Source organism: Delftia tsuruhatensis NBRC 16741 (assembly GCF_001571325.1).
In the GTDB taxonomy this organism is placed as follows: Bacteria; Pseudomonadota; Gammaproteobacteria; order Burkholderiales; family Burkholderiaceae_C; genus Comamonas; species Comamonas tsuruhatensis.
On sequence record NZ_BCTO01000078.1, the window covers coordinates 16,185 to 40,192 of the forward strand.

Sequence of the window (24,008 nt, forward strand, 5' to 3'; positions counted from 1 at the left end):
TCCCCTACACGTCCAGCAGCGGGCGGTGCTTGATGTGCCGCGCGAACACGGCCATGAACTGCGGATCGACGCGCGCGCCCCGCATCGCCAGCGAATGGCCGACGATCCAGAGCACGACACCGGGAATCCACAGTTGCAGGCCTAGCCCGACAGCGGCGGCCAAGGTGCCGTTGGCGATCGCCACGGTGCGCGGTGCGCCGCCCAGCAGGATCGGCTCGGTGAGCGAGCGATGCAGCGGCACCTCGAACCCGGCCGCGAAGGTGTCCGGGGCACTCATACGACGGCCCCGCCCGAGAAGCTGAAGAACGACAGGAAGAACGAGGACGCGGCGAAGGCGATGCTCAAGCCGAACACGATCTGGATCAGCTTGCGAAAGCCGCCCGACGTGTCGCCGAACGCGAGCGCGAGGCCCGTGGCGATGATGATGATGACCGCGACGATGCGCGCCACCGGCCCCTGGATGGATTCAAGGATGGATTGCAGCGGGCCTTCCCACGGCATCGAGGAACCGGCGGCCTGTGCAGTGCCCGCAAGCAGCAGCATGAAGGCAGCGAGCATCAAGCCTTGCATGGCCGGGCGGGCCAGGCCATCCAGCCGCGCGGGACTGGAGCGGCGGGAAAGCGGATTTACAGAAATACGGAAAGCATCAACGTGCGTCATGGCAGTTCTCCAGAAAGGTCGAGGGATGGGGAAGTCGCCGCAGCGGGTGCGGCATCGGGAAGTGGCGGCAGCTCGGGAAACGGCGCGTCCATCGCATCCGCCAGTCGGTAACCCACGCCGTCGAAGCCGACGACGCGGGCGATGCTCTCGATGCGGCGCTTGCGTCCGCGCCCGGCGATGTGGATCACCACGTTGACCGCCTCGGCGATCAGCGCGCGGGGCGGGTTCACCGCCACTTCGAGAATCAGTTGCTCCAGGCGCAGCAGCGCGCCGAGGGCGGAGCCGGCGTGGATCGTGGCAATGCCACCCGGATGGCCCGTGCCCCACACCTTGATGAGATCCAGCGCCTCGGCGCCGCGCACCTCGCCCACGACCACGCGGTCAGGCCGCAGGCGCATGGACGAGCGCACAAGCTCGGTCATCGACACCACGCCTGCGCGGGTGCGCAGCGGAACGTGGTCGCGGGCCGCGCATTGCAGTTCCACCGTGTCTTCGAGCACCAGCACGCGGTCGCCCGTGGCGGCGATCTCGGCCAGCAGCGCATTGGCGAGCGTGGTCTTGCCGCTGCTGGTGGCGCCGGCGATCAGGACGTTCTGCCGCTCGCGCACGACACGAACGAGAAAGCCCGCCTGCGCGCTGGTCATCATCCCGTCGATGACGTACCGCTCCAGCGGAATCACACCGATGGCGCGCTTCCGCAGCGCGAAGGCCGGCCCTGGCGCGGCGGGCGGCAAGATACCCTCGAAGCGTTCGCCGGTTTCGGGCAGTTCGGCGGACAGTAGCGGCTGGCCGCGATGGACTTCTGCGCCAACGTGGGCGGCGACAAGGCGGATGATTCGCTCGCCGTCCGCCTCGGACAGCTCCACGCCCATCGGTGCGCGGCCCGATGAAAGCCGATCCACCCAAAGGGTGCGATCAGGATTGAGCATGACTTCCACCACGTCCGGGTCTTCGAGCGCGGCAGCGATCAGCGGCCCCATCGCCGTGCGCAGCATCTGAATGCGGCGGTCGAGCGAGGTGGCGAAGGACGAAGGTGCGACGCTCATGAGGCGCGCTCTTGCGCTTCGGCAACTGCCGCCGCGTCATCCATCCGCGCCGGGTCGGGGTGCAGTTCCTCCACCACATCGCGCACCAGGCTTCGACCGCGCAGCAGGTGGCGACCCAACTGTTCAACGAACTGCTCGAAGCGCGCTTTGCCCTGTGCGCGTGCCGCGTCTTGGTGCGCCTCGGGAACTGGCGTGCTGACCGTGAGGTAATAGCGGATGAACAGCGCCAGCGTTTCGATGGCGATGTTCTGGTCGCGCTCCATGCGCTCGGCCTGGCGCGAGAGGCGATCAAGCCGCTTGGCAATCGCTGCCTCGCGCTGGTCGGCAGCATCGGGCGACAGCCACGATGCGAGCGCCGCCGCGACGATGCTGGATTTCGATACGCCTTTCTTGGCGGCCAGCTCGTCCAGACGCTTGGCATGCTCCGGCTGGATGAACAGGTTGAGGCGGTAGTGGCTCATAGCTCGATTCCGTCGTTGGGGTCGAGGGAAGCCAGCCGGGCCGTGCGCTGCATGGCCGGGTCAAGCTGGCGAGGAAGGGGAAGCGGCAGGTCGTCATCGTCATCGAGCAACCCGAGGTCGGCTGCGGACGCGGCCAGCTCGGGGTCGTAGGCGACGGCTTCGGAAAGTTCGGGCTGACGGCGCGGTCCGCCGTCGTCGGCCGAACCCAAGTGCTCCAGGCCATCAGTAGGTGCAGTGGCCGCTGCGGCAGGCACGGCGGGAATCGCCAGCCCGCTCCAGTCGTCGGCTCGCGAGGGCGGAACGTCGGCATAGCGTCCGGCCGCAAGCACGGGCGGCGGCAGCACGCGCCGCTTGAAATTGGTGTCCGCGTAATAGCGCAGCTTTTTGGCCTTGATCGGCGCCACGCTGGACACCATCACCACGGCTTCATCCGGCGGTAACTGCATCACTTCGCCCGGCGTCAGCAGTGGGCGCGCGGTCTCCTGGCGCGACACCATCAGGTGGCCCAGCCACGGCGCGAGCCGGTGGCCTGCGTAGTTGCGCTGTGCGCGCAGCTCGGTTGCAGTGCCCAGCGTTTCGGAGATCCGCTTGGCCGTGCGTTCGTCGTTGGTGGCGAACGTCACGCGGACATGGCAGTTGTCCAGAATCGAATGGTTCTGCCCATACGCCTTGTCGATCTGATTGAGCGACTGCGCGATGAGAAAGCTGCGAATGCCATAGCCCGCCATGAAGGCCAGTGCCGTCTCGAAGAAGTCGAGCCGCCCGAGCGCCGGGAACTCGTCAAGCATCAGCAGCAGCTTGTGGCGGCGCTCGATGCCGTCGGAGCCATCGAGCGATTCCGTCAGCCGTCGCCCGATCTGATTGAGGATCAGGCGGATCAGCGGCTTCGTCCGCGAAATATCTGAAGGCGGCACCACAAGGTACAGCGATACCGGATGCTCGGCCGCGATCAGGTCGGCAATCCGCCAATCGCAACGCGACGTGACTTCGGCCACCGTAGGGTCGCGGTACAGGCCGAGGAACGACATGGCCGTGCTCAACACGCCGGAACGCTCGTTGTCCGACTTGTTGAGCACTTCGCGCGCCGCCGATGCGACGACCGGATGCGGGCCATAGCCGAGATGCGGCGTGGTCATCATCCGGTGCAGCGTCAGCTCGAATGGGCAAGCCGGATCGGAGAGGAAGTTGGCGACGCCGCGCAGCGTCTTGTCCTCGCCCGCATAGAGCACGTGCAGGATGGCGCCGACCAGCAGAGCATGGCTGGTCTTCTCCCAATGGTTGCGCCGCTCCAGCGCGCCTTCGGGATCGACCAGGATGTCCGCGATGTTCTGCACGTCGCGCACCTCATGGGCGCCGCGACGCACCTCCAGCAGCGGGTTGTAGGCCGCTGACTTCGCATCGGTCGGGTTGAACAGCAGGCAATGCGAGAAGCGCGAGCGCCAGCCTGCGGTGATCTGCCAGTTCTCGCCTTTGATGTCATGGATGACGGCGGACGCGGGCCAGCTCAACAAGGTGGGCACCACCAGGCCCACGCCTTTGCCCGAGCGGGTTGGTGCGAAGGTCAGGACGTGTTCCGGACCTTCGTGGCGCAGGTACTGGCGTTCGTGCTGGCCGAGGAACACGCCGTCCGGCTGCGTGAGACCGGCCTCGCGAATGTCATCCGCGTTCGCCCAGCGCGCCGAGCCGTAGGTCGTGACCAGGCGCGATTGCCGCGAGCGCCAGATCGACATGCCGATGGCCACCAGCACGGCCACCAGGCCGCTGCCACCCGCAATGGCGCCGCCGATGTCAAAGACGCTGGGCGCGTAGGCATCGAAGAAGAACCACCACTCGAACAGCCGCCACGGGTGATAGACCGGCGTACCGAAGAAGTCGAACCAGGGCGAGCCAAGGCGTAGCTGATAGCCCAGGGCGGCGGCTGTCCATTGTGTGGCTGCCCACACGCCGGCGATCACGATGCCGAATACCACGGCGATCTGACCGAACAGCACGTTCGTCCCTTGCATGATCCCGCCTCCAATCACGGCACAACAACGTGCCGCGTGCATCAGGATCAAGGCGTGTGCATAGGTCGGTCAAAGACCGTTATGGCGGGGATTTAGGCCGAAAAAGCCTGATTTCTTGCAGGAGCGAAGGCAATAAAAACGCCGCAGACGGGAGCGCGTTGCGGCGTAGTGAGGTGTCAGCGAGAACTTTGTCGCTGCGAAGCGACTACAACAGAGCTATTTGGACTTCTGCTCAGGTCGGTCACCGAAGAAACGCCGATTGGCGGCTTCGGCAGCACGGCGGCAAAGTTCATCACCGACTTTTGTGCGATCTTCCTTGCATTGCCGTTGAATCTCCTTGATGCGCTCGGGATGCGCCGCGAGGAAATCCACGGTTTCCGAAGGTTGAGACGAGCCACATGCGGTCAGTGCGACGGTCAGCATCAGTAGCATCACTCTGTTCATGATTCCAGTCCTTTCGTCGGATGGTTCAGGCATCGTCGGCAGCGTCGATACCGTCTGCCGAATCAATGAAGGCCACACGCTCGATGAACCGAGCCAGCATCTCGGACGGCTCCGCATCGCGGCGTAGCAGATAGGTCGTAAGCATGTATGGCTTGCCTGCCAAGCGGCGGGCCACGACACCCGGCTCGCGGCTGGAGGCGATATGCGCCTCGCCCGCTAGGCCCAAAGCCAGGCCAGCGGAAACCAGCGTCATCATCACGTCGAAGGTTGCCACGCGCTGCGCAATCAGCGGCTCCTGATCGAGCTTGCGCAGAAAACGATCGATCTGCCGCGCGTGGCCTTCGCAGACCGCCGGGTCGCCCAGTGCCAACGGATAGCGCAGCACTTCTTTCAGCGGAACCTGTTTGAAGGCGAGCACGGGATGGCGGGCTGGCACCGCTACCATCAGTTCATCTTCCCAAGCAGGTGTGACCAAGATCCCATCGCCTCCATCCTCTGCCATCGAAAAACCTACGTCATACAGATCTTCATGCAAACCCTTGATCTGCAGCCCGAGCGGCACCTCAAACAGACGCATCTCAACTTCAGGGTCCTCTTCACGGCATCGCGCCAGCAAAGTTGACAATCGTGTGGGTGTTACACCATCAGACAAGGCAATGCGTAACTGGCCTAAAAATCCGTTGGTGGCCGACTTGACGCCATCACGGGCCTGATCCAATGCGGTAAAAATGCGCGGGACATGCTCCAAAAGCTGTCGCCCGGCACGGGTTAGTTGAGTGCTTCGGGTAGTACGAATGAATAAACGAGCACCAAGTTCCTCTTCTAATTCTTTGATAGTGCGTGAAAGTGGAGATTGGTCGATATGTAGTCGTTCAGCGGCGCGAGCGAAATGAAGTTCCTCCGCAACGATGAGAAAGCAGCGAAGATGTCGAAGCTCCATTGTGCTCACTCCACTTTAATTCGTCTAATTTCATTTGCGCGGCTAATTAATCAGCCTTTGCCAGAGTGCTGACAGCCAAACCCCCCCAGTCAGCAAAGTGGCTAACAGCACGGCAGCGCTTCCCATGTCCTTTGCACGCTTTGATAGCTAATGCCATTGAGGGCCAATACGATCAATCGCCGATTCCACAGCAGTATTGAGTAGCTCCACAATCATCAAAATAAGGATACTTCCTGAGAGAAGAGCGACTTCGACCCATCCCTGCCCCAACCAGAAGGCCAATGGGACCAACACAAAGGAAAATACTGACTCAAGTCTAAAGGCCGGCTCATTCCATCCAGCGCGCAATCCCTGAATTGAGTAATGGGACGCATGCCAAATTCTCAATATTCCTCGGCGAGATTTTTGTTTATTTTCGAATGCGGACATGGAATCAGCTGCGATTGTGTGTTTTTTATCTTTCATGAGAACAACTCTTATATATTCTTATCATCACAGCCAAAGAAAAAATCGAAATTCCTATCGTACTCACTTGTTTTAACCTGCATTAGCCCCAAGACAGACGAAAACAATGCGTCGTGATTCGCATAAGAGCGGGCTCGCTCACTCAAACAGCCAATATTCAGCCCTCGACTTTGAGTAAACGTTGAAGAGAACCACATAACCAAAGGAACACGAGTCTGCTCTTGTGGAGCAATCGCATAAGGCATGCCGTGCAGAAAAAGTCCCTTCTCGCCCAGGGATTCGCCGTGATCCGAGACGAATATCATAGCTGTGTCGTAGTCGGAAAGGCCCTGCAATTTTTTAATGACTTGGGTTAGGAAATGATCTGTGTAGAGAATAGCGTTGTCGTAGCTATTCACAATCTGTTCGCGGGTGCATTTCCCCATTTCCGGTGTGTCGCATGTTGGGATGAATTTTCGATACGCTGCTGGGTATCGTTGAAAGTAGCTGGGGCCATGATTTCCAAGCTGGTGCAAAAAAATCACACGATCACCGGGATTTTTGCGAGCCTGAGCTGGTAAGTCTTCAAGCAAAATCTCATCGAAACACCGACCATCAACGCATAAAGAGGAACTTTGTGCATTCCCTAGGCTTTGATATTCGAGACCATCGCACACCCCTTTGCAACCTGACTGGTTATCTCTCCATAAGGTGGTAATACCGGCGCGCTCCAGAACATGCAGTAAGGATTGGTGTGAGCGAATCTTGTCTTCATCGTAGTTTCGGCGACCAAAGGACGAGAACATGCAAGGCACAGAAACCTCGGTATTAGTTCCACAGGAGTGCATGTCGGAGAAATTGATCACACCCATCTGAGTCAATTGAGGCGTTGTTTCGCGTGCATAGCCGTTCAATCCCCAGTTTTGGGCGCGAGCCGTCTCGCCTACGACAAAGACTAATAAACGTGGCCGACTGCCTTCGGGCCTGACTGTTGCAACGGCATCAGCTCCAATGGGTATTTTTTCGGCGGACTGCGTGATAGAGGAACCTGTCAGTGCCTTCGGCAAACCCACCAGATAGTTTCCCGGTGTAATCAAGTATCGCACTTCGCGATGATTTCTCATCAGTGCGGACATGTCCTGAAATGACAGCATGACACCGCCCGAAATCATCAGTGTCGAAAACAGCATCAATCCCATACGCCACACGGTTGCTTTCAGCCAAGTACGCCCGAGCAATCGGATTCGCCAAAGAAAAATAATCGGAACTACTGCCAGTAGGCTTAGTGGAGCAATCAATGCAGGCGTCAGTAGCTCGCGACTTTCCTTGAAGTCTGTGGCTAGAACATTGCGCAACATGCTCGAATCGAGGTAGATATGAAAGCTGCGCATGTAATGTGTTGCGAGGGCAGAGGCAACAAAAAGCACCGCAAGTAAAACCTTGGCATTCCAGCGCCACACAACCAAACTCAACAGCAGACTGTGAATTCCCACCAGAAACAGCAGTACGGATGTACCCATGCGTAAGCTGGACTGGACGCCTAAGGCGCTACTCCAAAATAGACCATTGCAGGCTAGTGCAAAGAAAATACTGGTCATCAAGATCAGCCACTCGACGCTGCATTGTGGTCGCCAATGGCTTAGGTCCTTGAGGTTTGCAGTTCTGAATCGCGGCATCAGACCGAGAGCCTGTTTGAAAGTTCTCATGCTTGGAACCCCGATGAATAGACATCGCCTGAGCCATCAACAAACCAGCGTTGCCAGACCATGAAAAGACCCAAGGCAACGACCCAACAAATCAGGAGCGTCCACAAGTCATGGGAAAGGAAGTGGGCTCCGCGCACCTGCTGGGTCCATCCAAAGATGGCACCTATCATCAAACTTGCAGCCAAGGCCATCCAACGCCAGGCAGGACGAACCATCAAGGTAAAGAAATATAGGCTGACCCATGCATATCCGGCACTTGCATGCCCTGCGGGAAAGCACACACCGCGCGGCATACCGGGCGGGCGTGTTTCAAACAGGCCCACAAACACTCGCGCTCCGCCATAGCGCACCAAGTTCCAGGGGCAATCCATGTTAGTGAACGATTTCAGCGCCGAAACCGTCAGTGCCCCGATCAAGTACGCACAAAAAAGATACAGTAGCGGCCAGCGTAGGTATGCCGAGCATTTGTTGCTACGTTTTTTTCTCCAAGCCCAGATGCACGTTGCTGCAACCGCAATTGCCAGGAAGGTGGAAAGATTCTTCCCACCACGATGCAGCAGGTTGCTGGTTAGCCAGGCATCCCGCAAAGCCCATCGGCTGCCCTGCAAGCGATAGAGATGATCGGCGACCCAGAAGTCCCCACCGCCATCCATCAATAGACTGCTGATGATCAGCGCCGCACCCGCTGGTAGCGCTAAATGAGTGATTAAGAATCGAGGTGCGAATGGTGCGTTGGATAGTGGGGCGTTGCCCAGTAGTCGGGATTCATTGAGGGGCATCGGCATGTGCCCCCTTCGAATGCCACAGCGCATGCGCATCGATACGCACCAGTGCTGACGCTTGCAGCGCATCGATGCGAGCCTGTGCCTCACCGAGGCGTGTCTGGCGCAGGTTTCGCAACGTCAAGAGGTATTCGGCCAAGGGGGCCTCTCCCAGTTCCCAAGCTCGCCGCGTGCGGTTGCTGGCCGTGGTCTGCGCGGCCAGCGCCTGCGCGAATGACTGCCACTGCGTGCGCTTACTTTCAGCTGCCTGCGCGGCTACCCACGCACTTTGCTCCACCGCGCGCCGCACGCCGAGCGCCTCTGCCTCTGCGGCAGCTGCGTTGGCGCTTTCCGTGGCAGCCATTGCACTGCGATAGTCAGTGCCAAATGGCACCGTCAGGACAACGCCAATGACACGTTCCGTCCCACCGCGTTCAGACATCATCCGTACCCCGACTGTGGGGTCGGGCGTGCGGTTGGCGCGAGCTCGCTCGGCCACCTTGGCAAGGCGCGCTGCCTCTCCATCGGCAATGCCGATTTCGACGCTTTGTCGCACAATTCGCGCCAGCCACTCCTGTACCCCGCCCGGCAAAGGATCGGGATCTGGCAGCGTGGATGGCCGCGCGGGAGTCTCAATGCCCGGGAACTCGATCACCATCGTTTGTCGTGCTGCCCGTTCTGCGTCGCGCGCAGCGCTAACCTGGGCTGCAAGCATCGCGCGTTCGGCTTGCAGAACGTCGCTGTCCCGCTGCGCTGCATCGCCCAGGGCCACGCGGCGGGCCATTGCTTCCTGCTCACGTCTAAGCAACTTTTCCTGAGCTTGCATCTCGTCGGCTACGACGAAACTGCGCAGCCATCCGGCCCAGACTTCCAACAGTCGCCTTGCCATTTGGTGCTCGGCATCTTCAAGGCGCATATCGGCCACCCTACGGGTGCGGCTGCCGATGTCCCGATCTATACGCGCCTTGTTTGGCAAGCGAACAGCACGGCTGAGCTGGATTTCCCATTCGTTGTAGCGACGCGCTTCGTTGGTCACGTTGCGACGTTGTAGGCCACTACTGAGTTCAAATTCGTGGCTACCGGCTTCAAGGGCGCTTTGCGTGGCGGCCGCCGCGTCCAAGCGAGCGGCTGCGGCATTCACGACCGGCTGGATTTTTATCGCCGCTTCGACTTGCGCCTGCGCAGGCAGCCACGAAAGATCATCGGCGCGCGCTTGCGCGGGATGAAATGTCAAAGCCGCGATAGCCACCATGACGGCACCAGTCGGTAGTACCAGGCTGCATCCTTTGTTTTTACTCGTCATACCAGTCTTCCACTTGCCAACACCGACTCCACCCACCAGCGGACATCGCTAGACGCGATGCGCTGGCGCAGATGCGCCAGGACCTGTTCCAGTTGTTCATATTCGATCAACACCCAAATGACGCGCCGATCCACACGGCCGCGAACCTTCTCGCGAATGGACGCGCGCGCGAAGTCGCCGGTATGCCCTTCGGCGTGCAACAGGGTGAACCCTGGCAGCACCGGGTCGGCCATCAGGGCATCGGTGACGGCGTCTTCGAGCGTGGGTGGAAACACCAGATTCAGGCGCACCAGTTGCGCTTCTTTCAATCCGTTCATGCGTGGACTCCTTGTTGTGAGGAGATGGCCTGGCCGAATCGCCGGTACAGCACCGGCAGCAGGACCAGGGTCAGCGCAGTGGAACTGACCAGTCCGCCAATCACCACGATGGCGAGTGGGCGCTGGATCTCAGAGCCAGGGCCACTGGCCAGCAGCAGGGGCACTAGGCCAAAGGCGGTGATGGAAGCCGTCATCAGCACGGGGCGCAACCGTCGCAGCGAACCTTCGCGCACCACCTGTTCCATGGGCAGGCCTAGCGCGTGCAGGTGGTTGAAGTGCGTCATCAGCACCAATCCGTTGAGCACGGCGATGCCCAGCAGCGCGATGAAGCCGACCGAAGCAGGCACCGACAGGTACTGCCCCGACAGCCACAGCGCCGCCACGCCGCCGACCATGGCAAACGGCACGTTGCCGAGGATGAGCGCGGCCTGCCGCACCGAGCCGAAGGTCATGAACAGCACGAAGAAAATCAGCCCCAGGGCCACCGGCACCACCATGCCAAGGCGGGCCGCTGCGCGTTGCTGGTTCTCGAACTGCCCGCCCCATTCGACGCGGTAGCCGGGCGGCAGCGGCACGTCGCGCGCTACGGCGGCGCGCGCTTCATCCACGAAGCCGACAAGATCGCGCCCGCTCACGCTGGACTGGATCAGCGCGAAGCGCGAGCCGTTCTCGCGCCGCACCAGCACGGGGCCATCAGTGGTGGCGATGCGCGCCAGCGAGGTCAAGGGGATTTCGCCCTGATCGCCGCGGGCGAGCTGCAAGTCCTTGAAGCGCTCGGCCGAGCCGCGCAGGCGGGCGTCGCCGCGCACCACGATCGGCGTGCGCCTGTCCGGCTCAATCACCAGCCCGGCCGGAACGCCTTCGAGTTGCGCGCGCAACTCGTCCTGAACCTGTGTCACGGCCAGCCCGGCGCGCCCCGCCGCCTGCGCATCCACCTTCACCTGCAGGTATTCCACGCTGTCGCTGGCCTGGGTGAGCACGTCGCGCGCACCGGGCACTTTCTCGATGCGAGCGGCCATGCGCTGCGCCAGATCGCCCAGTGTTTGCAGGTCAGGGCCGAACAGCTTGACGGCCACGTCGCCCCGGCTGCCGGTGAGCATTTCCGAGATGCGCATCTCGATGGGCTGGGTAAAGCCGAATTCCAGGCCGGGGAAGGCATCCATCACCTTGCGTATCTCGGCACTCAACGCGTCCTTGTCGGCTGCATGCCAATCCTTGCGCGGTGCGAGCTGCATGAACAGGTCGGTTTCGTTCAGGCCCATCGGGTCGAGCCCCAGCTCGTCGGAGCCCACCCGCCCGATGCTGTGCCGCACCTCGGGCACCGCCGCACCGATGGCCTTCTGCACCGCCAGGTCAATCTCCAGCGAGCGCTGCAACCCAATGGACGGGGGTTTTTGCAGTTGCAGCAGGATATCGCCCTCGTCCATCGTCGGCATGAACGCCTTGCCCGTGCCAAGGTAGGCCACCACACCCAATGCCAGGGCCGCGATGGCGACCGCCGATGCGCGTAGCGGGTGGTGAAGCGCAGCCTCCAGCAGCGGTTGGTACAGGCGCGTGGCCCAGCGCATCACCCACGGCTCGGTGTGAGCATGTTCCTTGAGCAGCAGCGAGGCCAGCACCGGCACCAGCGTGAGCGACAGCAGCAGCGAGACGCCCAGGGCGAATACGATGGTCAGCGCCACCGGCACAAACAGTTTGCCTTCCAACCCTTGCAGTGTGAGCAGGGGCATGAAGGTCAGACAGATGATGAGGATGCCCGAGGCCACAGGCATGGCGACCTCGCGCGCCGCGGCGAATATGCGGTGCAGGCGCGGCTGGTGCGCACTGGGCGCGTGCGGGTCGAGCCGACTGACGGCGTTTTCCACCACCACTACGGCAGCGTCCACCAGCATGCCGATGGCGATCGCGAGGCCCCCCAAGCTCATCAGGTTGGCGCTCATGCCGACCAGACGCATCAGCAAGAAGGTGCCCAGTGCCGCCAAAGGCACCATCACCGCCACAACCAGCGCGGCGCGAAGCTCGCCGAGGAACAGAAGCAGCAGGATAACGACCAGTACCGTCGCTTCCAGCAAGGCGCTTTCCACCGTGCCCACGGCGCGCTCGATCAGCGTGCTGCGGTCATAGAACGGCACCACCTTGACGCCGGGCGGCAGGCTGGGAGTCACCTCGTCCAGCCGGGCTCGAATGGCTTTGACCAGCGCCGAGGCATCGGCCCCGCGCAGCGCCACCACGATGCCTTCCACCGCTTCGCCCGCGCCGTCCCGGGTGACGGCGCCATATCGCGTCACGCCTTCGATGCGCACCTGGGCCACGTCGCCCAGGCGAACTGGGGCCGTACCATTGGCCCCCGCGCGCAGGATCAGACGGGATAAATCGTCCAAAGTGTGGATCGCGCCTTCGGCGCGCACGATCAGCGTGTCTTCGCCTGCATCCAGGCGGCCCGCACCGTCATTGCGGTTGTTGCGGCCGATCGCCGTGATGACATCAGAGAAGCTGAGGCTCGCAGCGGAAAGCCGTGCGCGATCCGGCACCACAGCAAAGCTCTTGGCTTCTCCACCCAGCACGTTGACATCAGCAACACCGGGCAGCGTGCGCAGGGCCGGGCGCAGCGTCCAGTCCAGCAGGGCGCGGCGCTCGCTCAACGTGAGGCCACCGCCTTCGATGGTGAACATGAACACGTCCGACAGCGGTGTCGAAATCGGCGCCAGCCCGCCGCTGACGCCTTCGGGCAGGCTGCCCGAAACGCCGGCATAGCGTTCAGCCACCTGCTGACGCGCCCAGTAGATGTCGCTGCCTTCGGCAAAGTCCACCGTGATGTCGGCGATGGCGTACTTGGCCGTGGAGCGCAACATCACGCCCCGGGGCACGCCGAGCAACTCCATCTCCAGCGGCGTGATCACGCGCGACTCCACCTCCTCAGGCGTCATGCCAGGAGCCTTGATAATCAGCTTGACCTGCGTGGGGGAAATATCCGGATAGGCGTCGATCGGCAGTTGCAGGAAGGCCGCTAGGCCCGCACCCGCCAAAGCCAGCACGCCAAGCAGTACCAGCGCACGTTGGCGCAGGGAAAATTCAATCAGACGGGACAACATGCGTGGTCGCCCCTCATTGCAATGGAATCATGGATTTGAGCAGTGCCGTACCGCGCACGACGACCTGCATGCCTGCCGCAAGCGGCGCAGTGTCTGGCGAGACTGCACGCACGGCGCTTGACGCCTCTGATTCGTCTTGCCCCAGCAGTTGCACCGGAACAGCGCGGACGCGTAGGTCGCCTTGCTTGTCTTGCGATGACGGCTCAGCAACGTAGACCACGTGGGCGCTGCCCGCTGGCAGCAGTGCGGCCGATGGCACGCTCAAGGTGCCCTGCGGTGCTGGCAGCAACAGCGCGACACTGATCTGCTGCCCGGCCGCATAGCGGTCTGCCCCTGCCTGATCTGCATCGACGCGGGCACGTACCCGCAGGCTCTGACTACTGAGGTCAGTGTCGCCACCAACAGCCGTCACGCGAGCGATCGTGCCATCGGGAAGACGCACTTCCAAGCCTGGGTGGAGATCTGAGCGCCAGCGCAGCGGAACCGCGACGCTGACATCCAGCGGGCCAGGCTGAGCCACTATAAAGGCGATGTCGAGCGGCGCGACCGCCTGCCCGAGGCTCAGGTGACGACGCATCACCCGCCCGGACAAAGGCGCCAGCAATTCATACTCGCCGGCCTGCCCGCCGCTAACGGGTCGAAGCCGTGCGAGGGCGCCATTGGCCTCTTGCAACGTACTTTGCGCAGCCGCTGCGCGCGCCTGAGTTTGCTCGTTGCGCGCGGCGGGGATGATGCCCTCGGCGAGCAGGGCAGCATCGCGCCTGGCCTGCGTGGCGGCTGCGGTCGCGTCCGTGCGGGCACGCGCCAGATCGGCTTGCGCCGCCAGAACATCCTTGCTCTGGATGCGCGCCAAAGCCTGTCCTTGGCGCACTGCGGCACCTTCATCGACCAGAACGCGCGTCACCACACCGCCATAGGGTGCCACAACCTGCGCGCTGGCCGAGAGCGGTGCCACGGTCTGCGCGGGCAAGCCATCCAGCGGTATTGCTGCGGCGTCCTTGACGATGGCGGTTTCCACGCCCTGCGCGCGGAGTTGAGCGGCGTTGAGCTGAACGCTGCCAGCACTCGGCTGGGCGACGGCTTCGTTCGCGTCTTTATCGGCTACGGTTGTCTGCTGCGTTGCCCAAGCCCACCAGCCGTACCCTACGGCAGCCAGAACTGCCACACCGACGGCGGACAGGGCCAAGGTCTTGGTTCGGCTGGAGGTGCCCGCCGCTTTCAAGGTCGGGAAGCTCATGCTTGTGCCGCCCCAAATGACGTAGAGCAGAGTAGAGAGCACACAGCGCGAATTGAAAATTCGTCGCATATGAAGCGGTGCGCGAGGTTAATGAGGCGAAACATGCGGTCGATCTCTTGTAAAGATCAGCTCATGTTCTTCGGTGAAGCTTTGAGAAAGCTTTGGAGAAAGCGAAATTTTCTCTGTACGATCTATTCAGAAAAAAACCGCTTGTCTTGAGCCACAAGCTGCCGGCAAGTTGACTTCTCAGTCACTTGATCCGATAGCCAGGATAGCCAGCGGTTCGCTTTTTTGCCATCTCAAACATCGGGGCCATGCGCCATGGACATCAAGAATTCCGAATACCGTTTCAGTCCCTTGGTCATAGGCTTGCACTGGCTGACCGTGATTCTCATCATTGCGGTCTATGCGAGCATGGAATTGCGCGGACTGGCACCCAAGGGAGCCTTGAGAGACGCCATGAAGTCCTTGCACTACCTGCTGGGCCTCAGCGTTCTGGTGATCGTCGTGATCCGTATCGGGGTGCGCATCCAGGCGGGCGTGAAGCCCGCGATCCAACCACCCATGCCACGCTGGCAGGCCACGCTCGCCGATGGCATGCACTATGCGCTCTACAGCTTCATGCTCGCCATGCCGCTGCTCGGATGGCTCACCTTGAGTGCGGCGGGCAAGCCGATTGTTCTGTTTGGCTTGCCCGTTCCCTCTCTGATCGGCACCGACGTTGCTTTGTCGCGCCAACTCAAGGATGTCCATGAGGCGCTGGCGACATTGGGCTATGTCTTGATCGGATTGCATGCGATGGCGGCGCTGTTGCACCACTACGTCATGCGTGACAACACACTGGTTCGCATGCTTCCCGGTCATCGCACCTGAACTGCTGGCCTTGGGCTGCTTCACATGGATTTGATTTTTCAATGACAAAATTTCATCATCGCGCTCACCCTGAAAGTCATCGCACTGAACATATCGGATGGCTACGCGCAGCTGTTCTGGGTGCCAATGACGGCATCATTTCCACGGCCAGCCTAGTTGCAGGCGTGGCTGCGGCCCATGCAAGCCATGCCAGCATCATGACCACGGCCATCGCGGGGTTGGTAGCCGGTGCCATGTCCATGGCTGCAGGCGAATTCGTATCGGTCTATTCACAAGCTGATACGGAGAAGGCGGATCTGGCGCGGGAACGTGATGAACTGAAGAACAGTCCGGAAGCCGAACATCGCGAACTCACGGCCATCTATGTTCGGCGTGGCCTGGATCATCGACTCGCGGATCAGGTCGCCACGCAATTGATGGCGCATGATGCGTTGGGCGCGCACGCGCGCGATGAATTGGGCATTTCTGAAACCTTGAGCGCTCGCCCGCTGCAAGCCGCCATGGCGTCCGCTGGAAGCTTCGCCGTGGGTGCGGCCATGCCGCTGGCCGTGGTTCTGTTGGCGCCGGAGCAGAGCCTGCTCTATTGGATCGTCGCGACGGCGATTGTCTTCCTGGCCCTGCTCGGCGCTGCGGCTGCTGCCGTGGGTGGTACGCCGCTGTTCAAAAGTGCACTGCGCGTCGCGTTCTGGGGCACATTTGCCATGGCGGTGACAGCGGGCGTGGGAGCCATGTTCGGCACCGCGGTGTAAATCTGCGTCAATCTCAGAGCAGCGCTGGCCAAGGGCCAAGCCGCGCGGACAGCCGACCGTTGTCCAGTGAGAACGCCAGCGGCAGGTCTATGGCATGCGCGAGCGCCAGGGCCAGTGCAAGTCCCAACCCGGCGTGGTGCGCCGTGCCACCTTCGGAATCCTTGCGCCAGAAGCGAAGGCCGAATTGATCCAGATCGGATGCCAGCAAATTGGGAGCTGTGTTGACGATGGTCAACATCCAGCCGGAAGCTTCGCGCTCCAGCCCGCATTGAATGTCGTCGCCTTCGGGCGCGTATTCAATGGCATTGCGCAAGAGGTTGGAGACGATGCGTTCGATCACGCCCTGATCACTTTGCACCCATGCCGATTCAGGCAAAGTCACGCGGATGGGTGACTTGGGTGCCATTTGCTGGACGTTAAGTCCCGCCAGCAACTCTCGCAGCAAAGCAGTTAGATCCAGAGGATCCAGCGCCATTGTGTGTTGGCCGGACTCAAGTCGCGCCAACAACAGCAGAGTGTCCACACTGCGCTGCATGCGTGAACTGGCCTGGATCATTGCATTCAGGGCGCGCTGGATTCGGGCCGGGTCGGCATCGATCAAAGCGCTTTCTGCGCTGATGCGGATTTCCGCCAGGGGCGTGCGCAACTCGTGGGCCACATCGCGGGAGAAGCGGCGCTCGCGGACAATGGCCACATACAGGTGATGCAAGCCCTGATTGAAGGCTTCGGCAAATGGACGCAGTTCACGGGGAAAGTCCGCTCCGATCCGCGCAATCGGCCGATCCGAACGCAGATCGGCCAGTTGCTCGCCGACCCGCTCCAGCATGACCACGATATGCCGAACCATGAGCAGCGCCAGGCCCGTCGCTAGCAGCGTTGCCAGCACAATACCGCCCAAGAGCGCAAAGTGGATGCGCCGCTCGGTTTGATCCCAATCCCGGCGTTCTGTTGCGACGACTAATAGCTGAGACCTCTCTCCAGTTACCGACACGCGCGTCGCCAGCGCGCGGCCCGCGTGGCCATCCGGAAGTGTCACGTCGTAATAGCGCGGGGTGCCTTGCTCCACCGGGCCAAGCGATAGCTCGGCGCCTGCACTGCTGGGAGAGCGTAGCAAGGCCCGGTGGGTCTGCGAATCGAAGACCGTGAAGAACTCGGTATGCCCGCCAGGCTCATATTCCGGCATGAGGCTTTCGAGCTTTCTCGCATCCAACTCCTGCAGCACGCGCCCCACCGCCGCTGATCGTTGCATCAGGGTGGTATCCATCCGTCGATAGATTTCGTGGTCAATCCAGTAGTCGAGGACGGGAAACAGGATCGCGAAGGTTCCTCCAATGCAGATCACCAAGCTGGCAGCCAGCCGCCGCTGCAAGGACCAGGATCCGCCTTGACTCGCATCAGAAAGGGCTTCGGAATCGGGACGTACCATCGTTCAGGGCAGGATGTAGCCGAAGCCACGGCGTGTCACGATCAGTTCATCCAGGCCGCACAGGGCAAGCTTGGTTCGCAAGGTGCTGACGATCACCTCTACCACTTTGTCCGATGCATCGCTGCGGCTGTCGTACAAATGTTCAAAAATCTGCGAGCGCGACAGCGTGGCGCCGCGCCGACGCAGCAGCAAGTCGAGCAGTCCATACTCCTTCGGCGTGAGCCCAAGATCAATGCACTTGAACCTCGCGATGCGCGAGCGCGGATCGACCTCCAGATCGCCGTGGCGCAGAACTGGAACGTCCCGTTGCGGCGGACGCCGTACTAGCGCCCGCAGGCGAGCCAGCAGTTCGGCTAGCTCGAAGGGTTTTGTCAGGTAGTCATCGGCACCCGCATCCAAGGCCCGCACCCGGTCGTCGAGCAGTTCGCGCGCGGAGAGCACCAACACCGGTGCGGCATGGGCCTCCCGGCCCAATGCGCGCAACACGCCAAAGCCGTCCAGCCGGGGCAGCATCAAGTCCAGAATGATGGCGTCGTACCGGTAGCTGGCAAGAAACTTCAGCGCGGACACGCCATCGGCTGCTGTATCGCAGGCATAGCCTTCCGACTGAAGGCTCTGGCTCAGGGCTTCGGCCAGCGTTTGCGAGTCTTCCACGATCAATACGCGCATGTGCTTTCTTCCATTCAGCGCATCTCGAAAAGCTCCTGGTGGAACGCCTCCGGCTCCAGCCCCTGGGCCAGCAGGTCGGCGCGCAACGCGCGGCCGAAGGCCGTGGGGCCGCAGAACCAGACGCTGGCGTCTTTCCAACCCGGCACCATGGCACGCAGGCGTTCACCCGTCAGGCGACCGTTCTGCTTGTCGATGAGCAAGTGCAGCACAACGCCGGCCGCCTGGCTGTCGGCGCGCAGTTTCTCGATGGCCTGCGGATCAACGTCGCTCGTAGGATGAAACAAATCGACCGGGCGTGCGTCTTGGCCTTTATGCTGCGCCAAATACTTCATGCGCGCAATGAATGGCGTGATACCGATGCCGGCGCCGATCCAGATCTGGCGGGCCTTCTCGTCGTCGAAAGTGAAGCAGCCGTAAGGCCCCTCGACCGTTACCTGGTCGCCTACCCGTAGGCGCTCAGGCAGCCGGCGGGTGTGGTCGCCCAGCGCCTTGGTGATGAAGGTAATGCGCCGGTCTTCCGGCACCCAGGCTGAGGCTAGCGTGTAGGGGTGCGGGCCTTCTTTCGGGTTGGACATGGCGAAGGCAAACTGTCCGGGCCGGTGGCCGGGCCAGCCCGGGTCCATCCGCAGGGTGGTTTCCAGCACGTTCAGCGCAGGGTAGGTCTGCAGCGATTCGATGACACCGTGCGCGGTGCGCTGCGCACCGACTCGGCCCAGCAGCACCCACACCGCCGATACCGTGCCGCTCGCCAGCAGCATAGCCAAAGCCCAGCCCACGGGCTGGGCCCAGTAGGAGAACTGCACCAACACCAAGGTGTGGAAGGCCAGCACCAAGTAGATCGCTGCCATCCAGTGGTGCGTCTTGGCGAACAGCCGGTAGGGAAAGCGCTTAACCAAAGCCAGCACCAGTAGCACGGCGACGGCGTAGAAGGCCCATTCGCCCAAGTCCTCGGCCAGTCCACGCCAGCCACGCAGCGCCGATTCAATGGAGCCCATTGAATCAGCCGTTGCGCGGGGCTTGCGCGCGGGGCGCGTCAGCCAGCCCCAGCCTACGGCCCATTTAGTACCCTGCGCCCACAGCCAGTGTACTGTTGCAGCGGCCAGAGCAGCGATGCCGAGCCACTTGTGCAGGCGGTATATCTTGTCCAGTCCGTTCAAGCTGGGCTCCAGCCACGCCGGGCGCGTGGCCAACATCATCGCCACGGACATCGCGCCGATGGCCAGTACGCCGCTGTATTGAATCCATACCGTTCGCAGGGCGAAGTAGTTGGACTGTGCAGGCCAGAGCGTATCGGTAAAAAGCCATAAAGCGCTCAATGCCAGCGCAAAAAACCAGAACGTCCAAATTATTCTCTTCATCGTGGATTTGCCCCAAATTCTGCGGAAGGCGCATGCGGCACTGGTCGGAAACCATCAATCCATATACGCGATAGCGTGCCTTTGAATGTGGCCGTGTATCCGAAATTACAGATAATTCTAATTTTGACATCCCAACCTTTGGTAACGCTTTGGATTGATCACCCATCTATGGATAAAATCTAATTTTGCCCACCGGCTTGTGGCTTTACCTTGACTCAAGAAATGGTTGGCCCCCGATGCCGCCCAATCTCCCAGGACGCCCCGCCGCCGCGAACCGTCGCGGAAAGCTGCTGCCCCAATCGCTGTTCGATCACCGGCTTCCACGGCACCAGCGAGAAGCCCATGCCGTCATCAAGCATCGCGTAGCGCCCGCTGGCGAGCATGACGCTGCGCCGGTAGATGCCGGCCACGCGCTGCCCGTCGGCCACGGGCCGATGCTCCAGGCCCGTTTCGCCTGCAATGTCCTTCGCGGCCTGCGCCAGCTCCCGGTTGCGCAGCGTGCCCAGCAGGTTGCGCGCCAGGATCACGCGCTGCCCGCGCCGCTCGGCCAACCCCTGTTCGGCCAGGAAGTCGGTGCGCTGCTGCATGGCCTGTTTGGCCTCGCCGCCAAAGCCCAGGTCGCCCAGGCCCGAGCCGCCGCCGATCAGTTGCTGGTCGAGCCAGGTGGCCCCGATCACGCGGGCCTGCCGCTCGATGGGCAGGTGCGATTTCAGTTCCACGGCCACGCTTCCCAGGCGCTGCGCGTCGTACTGACGGCCACGCTCGGGCAGATCGTCCGGCACCTTCCATAGACCTTCGGCCACACGCTCCACGATGCCGGCGCGGCGCAAGGCTTCCAGTCGGCGGACATGGGCCGCGACGACTTCCTGCGGATCGCGGCCGGGCACGGCCTGCCCCTGGGCGATGGCGAGGTGATGGTCGGTACGGTACAAGCCATCGCTCGCCAGCGCGGCGATGTTCTTGTCCGCCGCGCGCACGTCGGCCGATCCTTTCACCTCCACCACGGCGCCGCTGGGATAGTTCGCCAGCTCGTCGCGGGCATTGAGCGCGACGTAGTGGGCCTTGCCGTCCACGCCGTCGATGACCAGATAGCCCCGGTCGCGCAGTTCGTCGGCCAGCCCCTTCGCGGCTACGCGGCCGAGAATAGTTCGGCCATCGTCGCCCGGCTCGAACACCGCCAGCTCGCGCGGCTGGCCGCTCATGGCCCGCTGGATGGTGCGGATGATGTCTCCACGCTCGCCCAGGGCGCGCAAGGTCTTCTCGGCATCGGCATGGACGGCCCAACTGCCGGGCTGCGTCTCGTCGACCAGGCCCAGGTGCTGCAAGCGTTGCAGGCGGCTGATCAGCAGCAGGCGCTGGCGTTGCAACGTCGGTTCGTTGAAGCGTTCGATCTGTACCCGGCCATCCTCGCCGGCCTCGCGTTTCAACGTGCGATCCAGGCTAGTCCACCGCTCTTGCTCCACCTCGCGCTGCAAGGTCTGCTGGATCTCCAGCTCGGTGCGTGGCCCCAGCCATTCGGTCGCCAGCTCGGCGGCGCGATGACGAAAACCATCAGTGATGTAGTCGCCCGCGATGATGAGGTCTTTGCCGGTGTCGTCGCGCCCGCGCACGATCAGGTGGGTGTGCGGGTTGTCGGTATTCCAGTGATCGACCGCCACCCATTCCAGCCGCGTGCCCAGGTCGGCCTCCATGCGTCCCATCAGGTGCCGCGTGTAGGTGCGCAGGTCTTCCAGCTCGGCCCCTTCCTCGGGCGAAACGATGAAGCGAAAGTGGTGCCGATCATCGGCGCAGCGCTCCTTGAATGCGTTCAGATCAGCTTCGTCGGTCTGCGGCCCATAGGCCCGACCCGGTTCGCCGTCGCGGCCCACGCCGTCGCGCTCGATGTAGCGCAGGTGCTTGGCGAGCGACTGCGGACTGGCCCGCTGCTGGTTGACCAGTAGTGTCTTGATGGTCACGCGCCGCGACATAGGCGTGAGCTTCGCCCCTGCGAAGCGCGCCGCCGTGTGGCCGCGTCCCAGGCGCGATCCGGGCCGCTGGCCGGTGCCCTTGCCACTGCCGCCAGGACGGCGCACCGTGGACTTGCCGCCGCTGGCCTTGCCTGCCTGCTGGAGCACCTTGGATACGAAGCCCTGGCCCCGGTTCTTCGGTGCGCTGGGGCGGATGCGGAAATCATCGTCGCGGCGGTTGGTCATGCCTGCGCTCCCTGCAAACTCTGGCGTGTCCGGGCGTGCGAAGCACGCGGACATGCCTGTATCGGTGCGTGCCTCACGCCCCAAGCGGCACGGCGGCAAAGCCGCTGCGTGCCTCGCCCCCCCACGTGCAGACTGGCTTTGCGGGCCGACAGGTGCCGCCCCCTTTTGTCTTGCCTTCCGCATTGGCCTCCCGCATCCGCTCCCAGCCCCTGCGGCCCGGTGGCGCTGCTGCGTGAGCAGCGAGCGCCCCGGCGAACGCGGCCAGGGCCACAGGCCCGGCAGGTTCGAGGCAAGACACCTGCACGTGAGAAAGCAGCGCCCAAGCCGCAGGATGGGCGCTTGCACTGCACGCGTGGCGACAGGTTGAATGCCACCGGATCAACACGCCCGATGGCACGACAAGATGCACGGCAACGTGCAGCGCGTCGGCGGCCATCACGGGCGTTTCTCCAGCCAGACCGGATGCGCGATGCCGATCACTGTGGATGCGCTGATCGGCCCGAAGTACCGGCTGTCGAACGACGCCGGATTGGTGACGCTAAGCAGAAACAGCTCACCCGGCTGAAGCCGCCTGCACTGCGGCCAGGACGCCAGCGGACGGCCCAGCCGGTCAGCGGGCAGCACGGCGGCCGAAGGCACGCCGTCGATGCGGACGCTGCCACCCGCGATGCACACTTCCTGCGGCGCGACGGCACCCACGCGCTTGAGCAGGGGCACGCGCGTCGGCAGGTAGCCGCGCTGCGCGGCCAGCGCGGCGGCGTCTGCCGGCAAGCGGGTCAGGACGATGCTACCGACGTGCAATGACGGTGGTAGCGGACGGGGTAGCGAACCCGCCCCCGGAGCGGGCGGATAGAGCGGATCGACGCGATACCAGCCGACCGCCACGCTGTCGGACGGGTTGTAGGCCAGGCGCGGCAGCGGATGCACGAAGGAGGCCCAGGCCAGCGCAGCGAGGCCGCAGGCGGCGAGGCCTGCGAGCACGATGCGAGCGCGCCGACTTGAGCGAGTGTGCGAACGAGGACGCGGCGTGGTGCCAGTGGTGGAAACGGCGCTCATGGCAGCGCCCTCCCGGCCAGCCAGGCGGCGTGCCGCTCGGCGGTGTATTCGGGCAGAGGCAGGCGGGCGGCGAGCCGATTGGCGAGCGTGCGCCAGTACGCGGGCGAGACGGCGGCGGGTGCGATGTCCAGCGCCTCGATGGTGTCGATGCGCTCCAGCACGGCGCGCACTTGCCCCTCGCCCTCGGCGTGCAGCAGCAGGCGCGCCCCCGGCTGCACGCCGGGGATGCGCTGGGCGCCGTCCAACGGCGTGCAGGCCTGCATCACCATGAGCTGCCAGCGTACGGTGCCATAGTCATTGGCCTGCCAGCGGATGCGGCAAAAGAGCGCGCCCGGCAGGAACACAGCGCTGCGCCGCCAGCGGTCGAGCTGGTGCGTACGCGCGGGTTCGCCGAAGCGCAGGTAGAGCTTGAAACGGGCCTCGATGTAGGCCAGCGCCACCCGCGTCAGCGGCGCGCTGGCCGGCTGGCCGCAGGGCGCGACGGATGATGGCTGGGGCGCAGCCGTGGCCGCGTCAGCGGCGGGCGCACAAACAGGCGAAGCGGATGCGGTCATGGTGTGTTCTCCCTGCGTTGTTCGGGAAACTCGCGCTCCAGCAGCGCGCGCAGCAGGTCGGCCACCGTCACGCCCTGCGTGAAAGCCGAGACCTTGATGCGCGAACGCATGGCGGGTGTGATGTCAAGGGTCAGGCGAGCCGTATAGACATCGCCTTTCTGGAGTTCGTCGGCGCTGCCCTGGCGAATCCACGCTTCGGCGTGCGGATTCGCGGGCGGGCGCGCGCCGATGCCAATGCGCTTGCCCGCGCGCTTGCTGGCGGGGCTGTTCATGGCGGCCACCGCAGCAGTTCGTCCACCAGGGCGGTGACTTCGCGTGCGGCGGTGCTGTCGGGCGCCGTCTCGCGTGCGAGCCGGCCAGCGGCCACGCTGTCAGCGAACACGATGCGCTGATGCACTTCCGCGCGCAGCGCGGGCAGCGGCTGATCGGCCAGCGCCCCGCGAGCCTCGCGCCCGATCACGGTGGTGCTGACGCGCCGGTTGATGACGAAGGCCGCGCGCAGCACAGGCCGGAAGACTTGCGCCTCGCGGATCAGCGCCACCATCTCGGCGCTGGCCCACAGGTCGTAGGGACTCGGCTGCACCGGGATCAGCACGCGCTCGGCCGCCAGCAGCGCAGAGCGCGCCAAGGCGGCGATCCTGGGCGGCCCATCAATGACGACGTGATCGGCCCGCCTGGCGAGTTCTGGCGCTTCCTGGTGCAGCGTTTCGCGTG

23 protein-coding genes and 1 pseudogene are annotated in these 24,008 nt (G+C 63.1%); 2 read left to right on the forward strand and 22 right to left on the reverse strand.

Going from position 1 to position 24,008, the window contains the following annotated elements:
* Window positions 1-4: 4 nt before the first annotated feature.
* The 14 genes and pseudogenes from DTS01S_RS27180 to DTS01S_RS27225 all read right to left on the reverse strand — a co-directional run bounded on the left by DTS01S_RS27180 (window position 5) and on the right by DTS01S_RS27225 (window position 14,486).
* Window positions 5-277, reverse strand: coding sequence for a VirB3 family type IV secretion system protein (locus tag DTS01S_RS27180; protein WP_003056130.1), 273 nt, complete (start codon window positions 275-277; stop codon window positions 5-7).
* Window positions 274-660: a TrbC/VirB2 family protein gene (locus DTS01S_RS27185; protein ID WP_003056137.1), complete on the reverse strand. Its 387-nt coding sequence runs from the start codon at window positions 658-660 to the stop codon at window positions 274-276. Before DTS01S_RS27185 ends, DTS01S_RS27180 begins: the two co-directional genes overlap by 4 nt.
* Entirely contained in the window at window positions 657-1,706 is a 1,050-nt protein-coding gene (gene trbB, locus DTS01S_RS27190; protein WP_043371999.1) for a P-type conjugative transfer ATPase TrbB, read from the reverse strand. Before trbB ends, DTS01S_RS27185 begins: the two co-directional genes overlap by 4 nt.
* The gene (locus DTS01S_RS27195) at window positions 1,703-2,167 is read right to left on the reverse strand and encodes a ribbon-helix-helix protein, CopG family (RefSeq protein ID WP_003056139.1); all 465 of its coding nucleotides are present in this window, start codon (window positions 2,165-2,167) and stop codon (window positions 1,703-1,705) included. Before DTS01S_RS27195 ends, trbB begins: the two co-directional genes overlap by 4 nt.
* Window positions 2,164-4,173 (reverse strand): conjugal transfer protein TraG, encoded by a 2,010-nt coding sequence (locus DTS01S_RS27200; RefSeq protein ID WP_043371996.1) that lies wholly within the window; start codon window positions 4,171-4,173, stop codon window positions 2,164-2,166. The genes DTS01S_RS27195 and DTS01S_RS27200 overlap by 4 nt, the downstream gene beginning before the upstream one ends.
* 216 nt (window positions 4,174-4,389) lie before the next feature.
* Window positions 4,390-4,617 carry an EexN family lipoprotein gene (locus DTS01S_RS30085; RefSeq protein ID WP_003056142.1) on the reverse strand — a complete coding sequence of 76 codons (228 nt, stop codon included), beginning with the start codon at window positions 4,615-4,617 and terminating at the stop codon, window positions 4,390-4,392.
* A gap of 25 nt (window positions 4,618-4,642) precedes the next feature.
* Complete coding sequence (locus tag DTS01S_RS27205) at window positions 4,643-5,557, reverse strand: LysR family transcriptional regulator (RefSeq protein WP_012204568.1); 915 nt, start codon at window positions 5,555-5,557, stop codon at window positions 4,643-4,645.
* Between the two features lie 42 nt (window positions 5,558-5,599).
* Window positions 5,600-5,986, reverse strand: a pseudogene (locus DTS01S_RS30090) (diacylglycerol kinase).
* Window positions 5,987-6,033: 47 nt separating this feature from the next.
* The gene (locus tag DTS01S_RS30095) at window positions 6,034-7,707 is read right to left on the reverse strand and encodes a phosphoethanolamine transferase (protein ID WP_003056147.1); all 1,674 of its coding nucleotides are present in this window, start codon (window positions 7,705-7,707) and stop codon (window positions 6,034-6,036) included.
* Window positions 7,704-8,492, reverse strand: coding sequence for a phosphatase PAP2 family protein (locus tag DTS01S_RS30100; RefSeq protein WP_227472611.1), 789 nt, complete (start codon window positions 8,490-8,492; stop codon window positions 7,704-7,706). The genes DTS01S_RS30095 and DTS01S_RS30100 overlap by 4 nt, the downstream gene beginning before the upstream one ends.
* A complete protein-coding gene (locus DTS01S_RS27210) occupies window positions 8,473-9,771 on the reverse strand; it encodes a TolC family protein (RefSeq protein WP_230391045.1) in 1,299 nt (432 codons plus the stop codon). The genes DTS01S_RS30100 and DTS01S_RS27210 overlap by 20 nt, the downstream gene beginning before the upstream one ends.
* The gene (locus DTS01S_RS27215; RefSeq protein WP_003056157.1) at window positions 9,768-10,088 is read right to left on the reverse strand and encodes a DUF3240 family protein; all 321 of its coding nucleotides are present in this window, start codon (window positions 10,086-10,088) and stop codon (window positions 9,768-9,770) included. The genes DTS01S_RS27210 and DTS01S_RS27215 overlap by 4 nt, the downstream gene beginning before the upstream one ends.
* A complete protein-coding gene (locus DTS01S_RS27220; protein WP_043371994.1) occupies window positions 10,085-13,180 on the reverse strand; it encodes an efflux RND transporter permease subunit in 3,096 nt (1,031 codons plus the stop codon). The genes DTS01S_RS27215 and DTS01S_RS27220 overlap by 4 nt, the downstream gene beginning before the upstream one ends.
* A gap of 13 nt (window positions 13,181-13,193) precedes the next feature.
* On the reverse strand, window positions 13,194-14,486 hold the full coding sequence (locus DTS01S_RS27225; RefSeq protein WP_230391046.1) for an efflux RND transporter periplasmic adaptor subunit: 1,293 nt from the start codon (window positions 14,484-14,486) through the stop codon (window positions 13,194-13,196).
* Between the two features lie 252 nt (window positions 14,487-14,738).
* On the opposite strand from DTS01S_RS27225, the gene DTS01S_RS27230 reads away from it, so the two are divergent.
* Both DTS01S_RS27230 and DTS01S_RS27235 read left to right on the forward strand, forming a co-directional pair.
* Entirely contained in the window at window positions 14,739-15,290 is a 552-nt protein-coding gene (locus tag DTS01S_RS27230) for a cytochrome b (protein WP_033460303.1), read from the forward strand.
* A gap of 41 nt (window positions 15,291-15,331) precedes the next feature.
* Window positions 15,332-16,039, forward strand: coding sequence for a VIT1/CCC1 transporter family protein (locus DTS01S_RS27235; RefSeq protein WP_021028154.1), 708 nt, complete (start codon window positions 15,332-15,334; stop codon window positions 16,037-16,039).
* Window positions 16,040-16,052: 13 nt separating this feature from the next.
* Here DTS01S_RS27235 and DTS01S_RS27240 read toward each other — a convergent pair whose 3' ends face one another.
* The 8 genes from DTS01S_RS27240 to DTS01S_RS27275 all read right to left on the reverse strand — a co-directional run.
* Window positions 16,053-17,408, reverse strand: coding sequence for a sensor histidine kinase (locus DTS01S_RS27240; protein WP_230391047.1), 1,356 nt, complete (start codon window positions 17,406-17,408; stop codon window positions 16,053-16,055).
* 60 nt (window positions 17,409-17,468) lie between these two features.
* On the reverse strand, window positions 17,469-18,134 hold the full coding sequence (locus DTS01S_RS27245; protein WP_003056167.1) for a response regulator transcription factor: 666 nt from the start codon (window positions 18,132-18,134) through the stop codon (window positions 17,469-17,471).
* Between the two features lie 14 nt (window positions 18,135-18,148).
* On the reverse strand, window positions 18,149-19,492 hold the full coding sequence (locus tag DTS01S_RS27250; RefSeq protein WP_003056168.1) for a ferredoxin reductase family protein: 1,344 nt from the start codon (window positions 19,490-19,492) through the stop codon (window positions 18,149-18,151).
* 215 nt (window positions 19,493-19,707) lie between these two features.
* Complete coding sequence (locus DTS01S_RS27255) at window positions 19,708-21,684, reverse strand: relaxase/mobilization nuclease domain-containing protein (protein WP_011517536.1); 1,977 nt, start codon at window positions 21,682-21,684, stop codon at window positions 19,708-19,710.
* 435 nt (window positions 21,685-22,119) lie between these two features.
* Window positions 22,120-22,740, reverse strand: coding sequence for a S26 family signal peptidase (locus tag DTS01S_RS27260; protein ID WP_061289771.1), 621 nt, complete (start codon window positions 22,738-22,740; stop codon window positions 22,120-22,122).
* Window positions 22,737-23,294, reverse strand: a complete 558-nt coding sequence (locus DTS01S_RS27265; protein ID WP_061289774.1) for a DUF2840 domain-containing protein — start codon at window positions 23,292-23,294, stop codon at window positions 22,737-22,739. The genes DTS01S_RS27260 and DTS01S_RS27265 overlap by 4 nt, the downstream gene beginning before the upstream one ends.
* Window positions 23,291-23,566 carry a hypothetical protein gene (locus DTS01S_RS27270; RefSeq protein ID WP_061289780.1) on the reverse strand — a complete coding sequence of 92 codons (276 nt, stop codon included), beginning with the start codon at window positions 23,564-23,566 and terminating at the stop codon, window positions 23,291-23,293. Before DTS01S_RS27270 ends, DTS01S_RS27265 begins: the two co-directional genes overlap by 4 nt.
* A partial coding sequence (locus tag DTS01S_RS27275; protein ID WP_061289777.1) for an AAA family ATPase occupies window positions 23,563-24,008 on the reverse strand: 446 nt, incomplete at its 5' end. The genes DTS01S_RS27270 and DTS01S_RS27275, both read right to left, overlap by 4 nt.

Coding starts and splice junctions, on each gene's coding strand:
- DTS01S_RS27180 (WP_003056130.1), bottom strand. CDS start 277: ATGAGTGCCCCGGACACCTTCGCGGCCGGGTTCGAGGTGCCGCTGCAT.
- DTS01S_RS27185 (WP_003056137.1), bottom strand. CDS start 660: ATGACGCACGTTGATGCTTTCCGTATTTCTGTAAATCCGCTTTCCCGC.
- trbB (WP_043371999.1), bottom strand. CDS start 1,706: ATGAGCGTCGCACCTTCGTCCTTCGCCACCTCGCTCGACCGCCGCATT.
- DTS01S_RS27195 (WP_003056139.1), bottom strand. CDS start 2,167: ATGAGCCACTACCGCCTCAACCTGTTCATCCAGCCGGAGCATGCCAAG.
- DTS01S_RS27200 (WP_043371996.1), bottom strand. CDS start 4,173: ATGCAAGGGACGAACGTGCTGTTCGGTCAGATCGCCGTGGTATTCGGC.
- DTS01S_RS30085 (WP_003056142.1), bottom strand. CDS start 4,617: ATGAACAGAGTGATGCTACTGATGCTGACCGTCGCACTGACCGCATGT.
- DTS01S_RS27205 (WP_012204568.1), bottom strand. CDS start 5,557: ATGGAGCTTCGACATCTTCGCTGCTTTCTCATCGTTGCGGAGGAACTT.
- DTS01S_RS30095 (WP_003056147.1), bottom strand. CDS start 7,707: ATGAGAACTTTCAAACAGGCTCTCGGTCTGATGCCGCGATTCAGAACT.
- DTS01S_RS30100 (WP_227472611.1), bottom strand. CDS start 8,492: ATGCCGATGCCCCTCAATGAATCCCGACTACTGGGCAACGCCCCACTA.
- DTS01S_RS27210 (WP_230391045.1), bottom strand. CDS start 9,771: ATGACGAGTAAAAACAAAGGATGCAGCCTGGTACTACCGACTGGTGCC.
- DTS01S_RS27215 (WP_003056157.1), bottom strand. CDS start 10,088: ATGAACGGATTGAAAGAAGCGCAACTGGTGCGCCTGAATCTGGTGTTT.
- DTS01S_RS27220 (WP_043371994.1), bottom strand. CDS start 13,180: ATGTTGTCCCGTCTGATTGAATTTTCCCTGCGCCAACGTGCGCTGGTA.
- DTS01S_RS27225 (WP_230391046.1), bottom strand. CDS start 14,486: ATGCGACGAATTTTCAATTCGCGCTGTGTGCTCTCTACTCTGCTCTAC.
- DTS01S_RS27230 (WP_033460303.1), top strand. CDS start 14,739: ATGGACATCAAGAATTCCGAATACCGTTTCAGTCCCTTGGTCATAGGC.
- DTS01S_RS27235 (WP_021028154.1), top strand. CDS start 15,332: ATGACAAAATTTCATCATCGCGCTCACCCTGAAAGTCATCGCACTGAA.
- DTS01S_RS27245 (WP_003056167.1), bottom strand. CDS start 18,134: ATGCGCGTATTGATCGTGGAAGACTCGCAAACGCTGGCCGAAGCCCTG.
- DTS01S_RS27250 (WP_003056168.1), bottom strand. CDS start 19,492: ATGAAGAGAATAATTTGGACGTTCTGGTTTTTTGCGCTGGCATTGAGC.
- DTS01S_RS27255 (WP_011517536.1), bottom strand. CDS start 21,684: ATGACCAACCGCCGCGACGATGATTTCCGCATCCGCCCCAGCGCACCG.
- DTS01S_RS27260 (WP_061289771.1), bottom strand. CDS start 22,740: ATGAGCGCCGTTTCCACCACTGGCACCACGCCGCGTCCTCGTTCGCAC.
- DTS01S_RS27265 (WP_061289774.1), bottom strand. CDS start 23,294: ATGACCGCATCCGCTTCGCCTGTTTGTGCGCCCGCCGCTGACGCGGCC.
- DTS01S_RS27270 (WP_061289780.1), bottom strand. CDS start 23,566: ATGAACAGCCCCGCCAGCAAGCGCGCGGGCAAGCGCATTGGCATCGGC.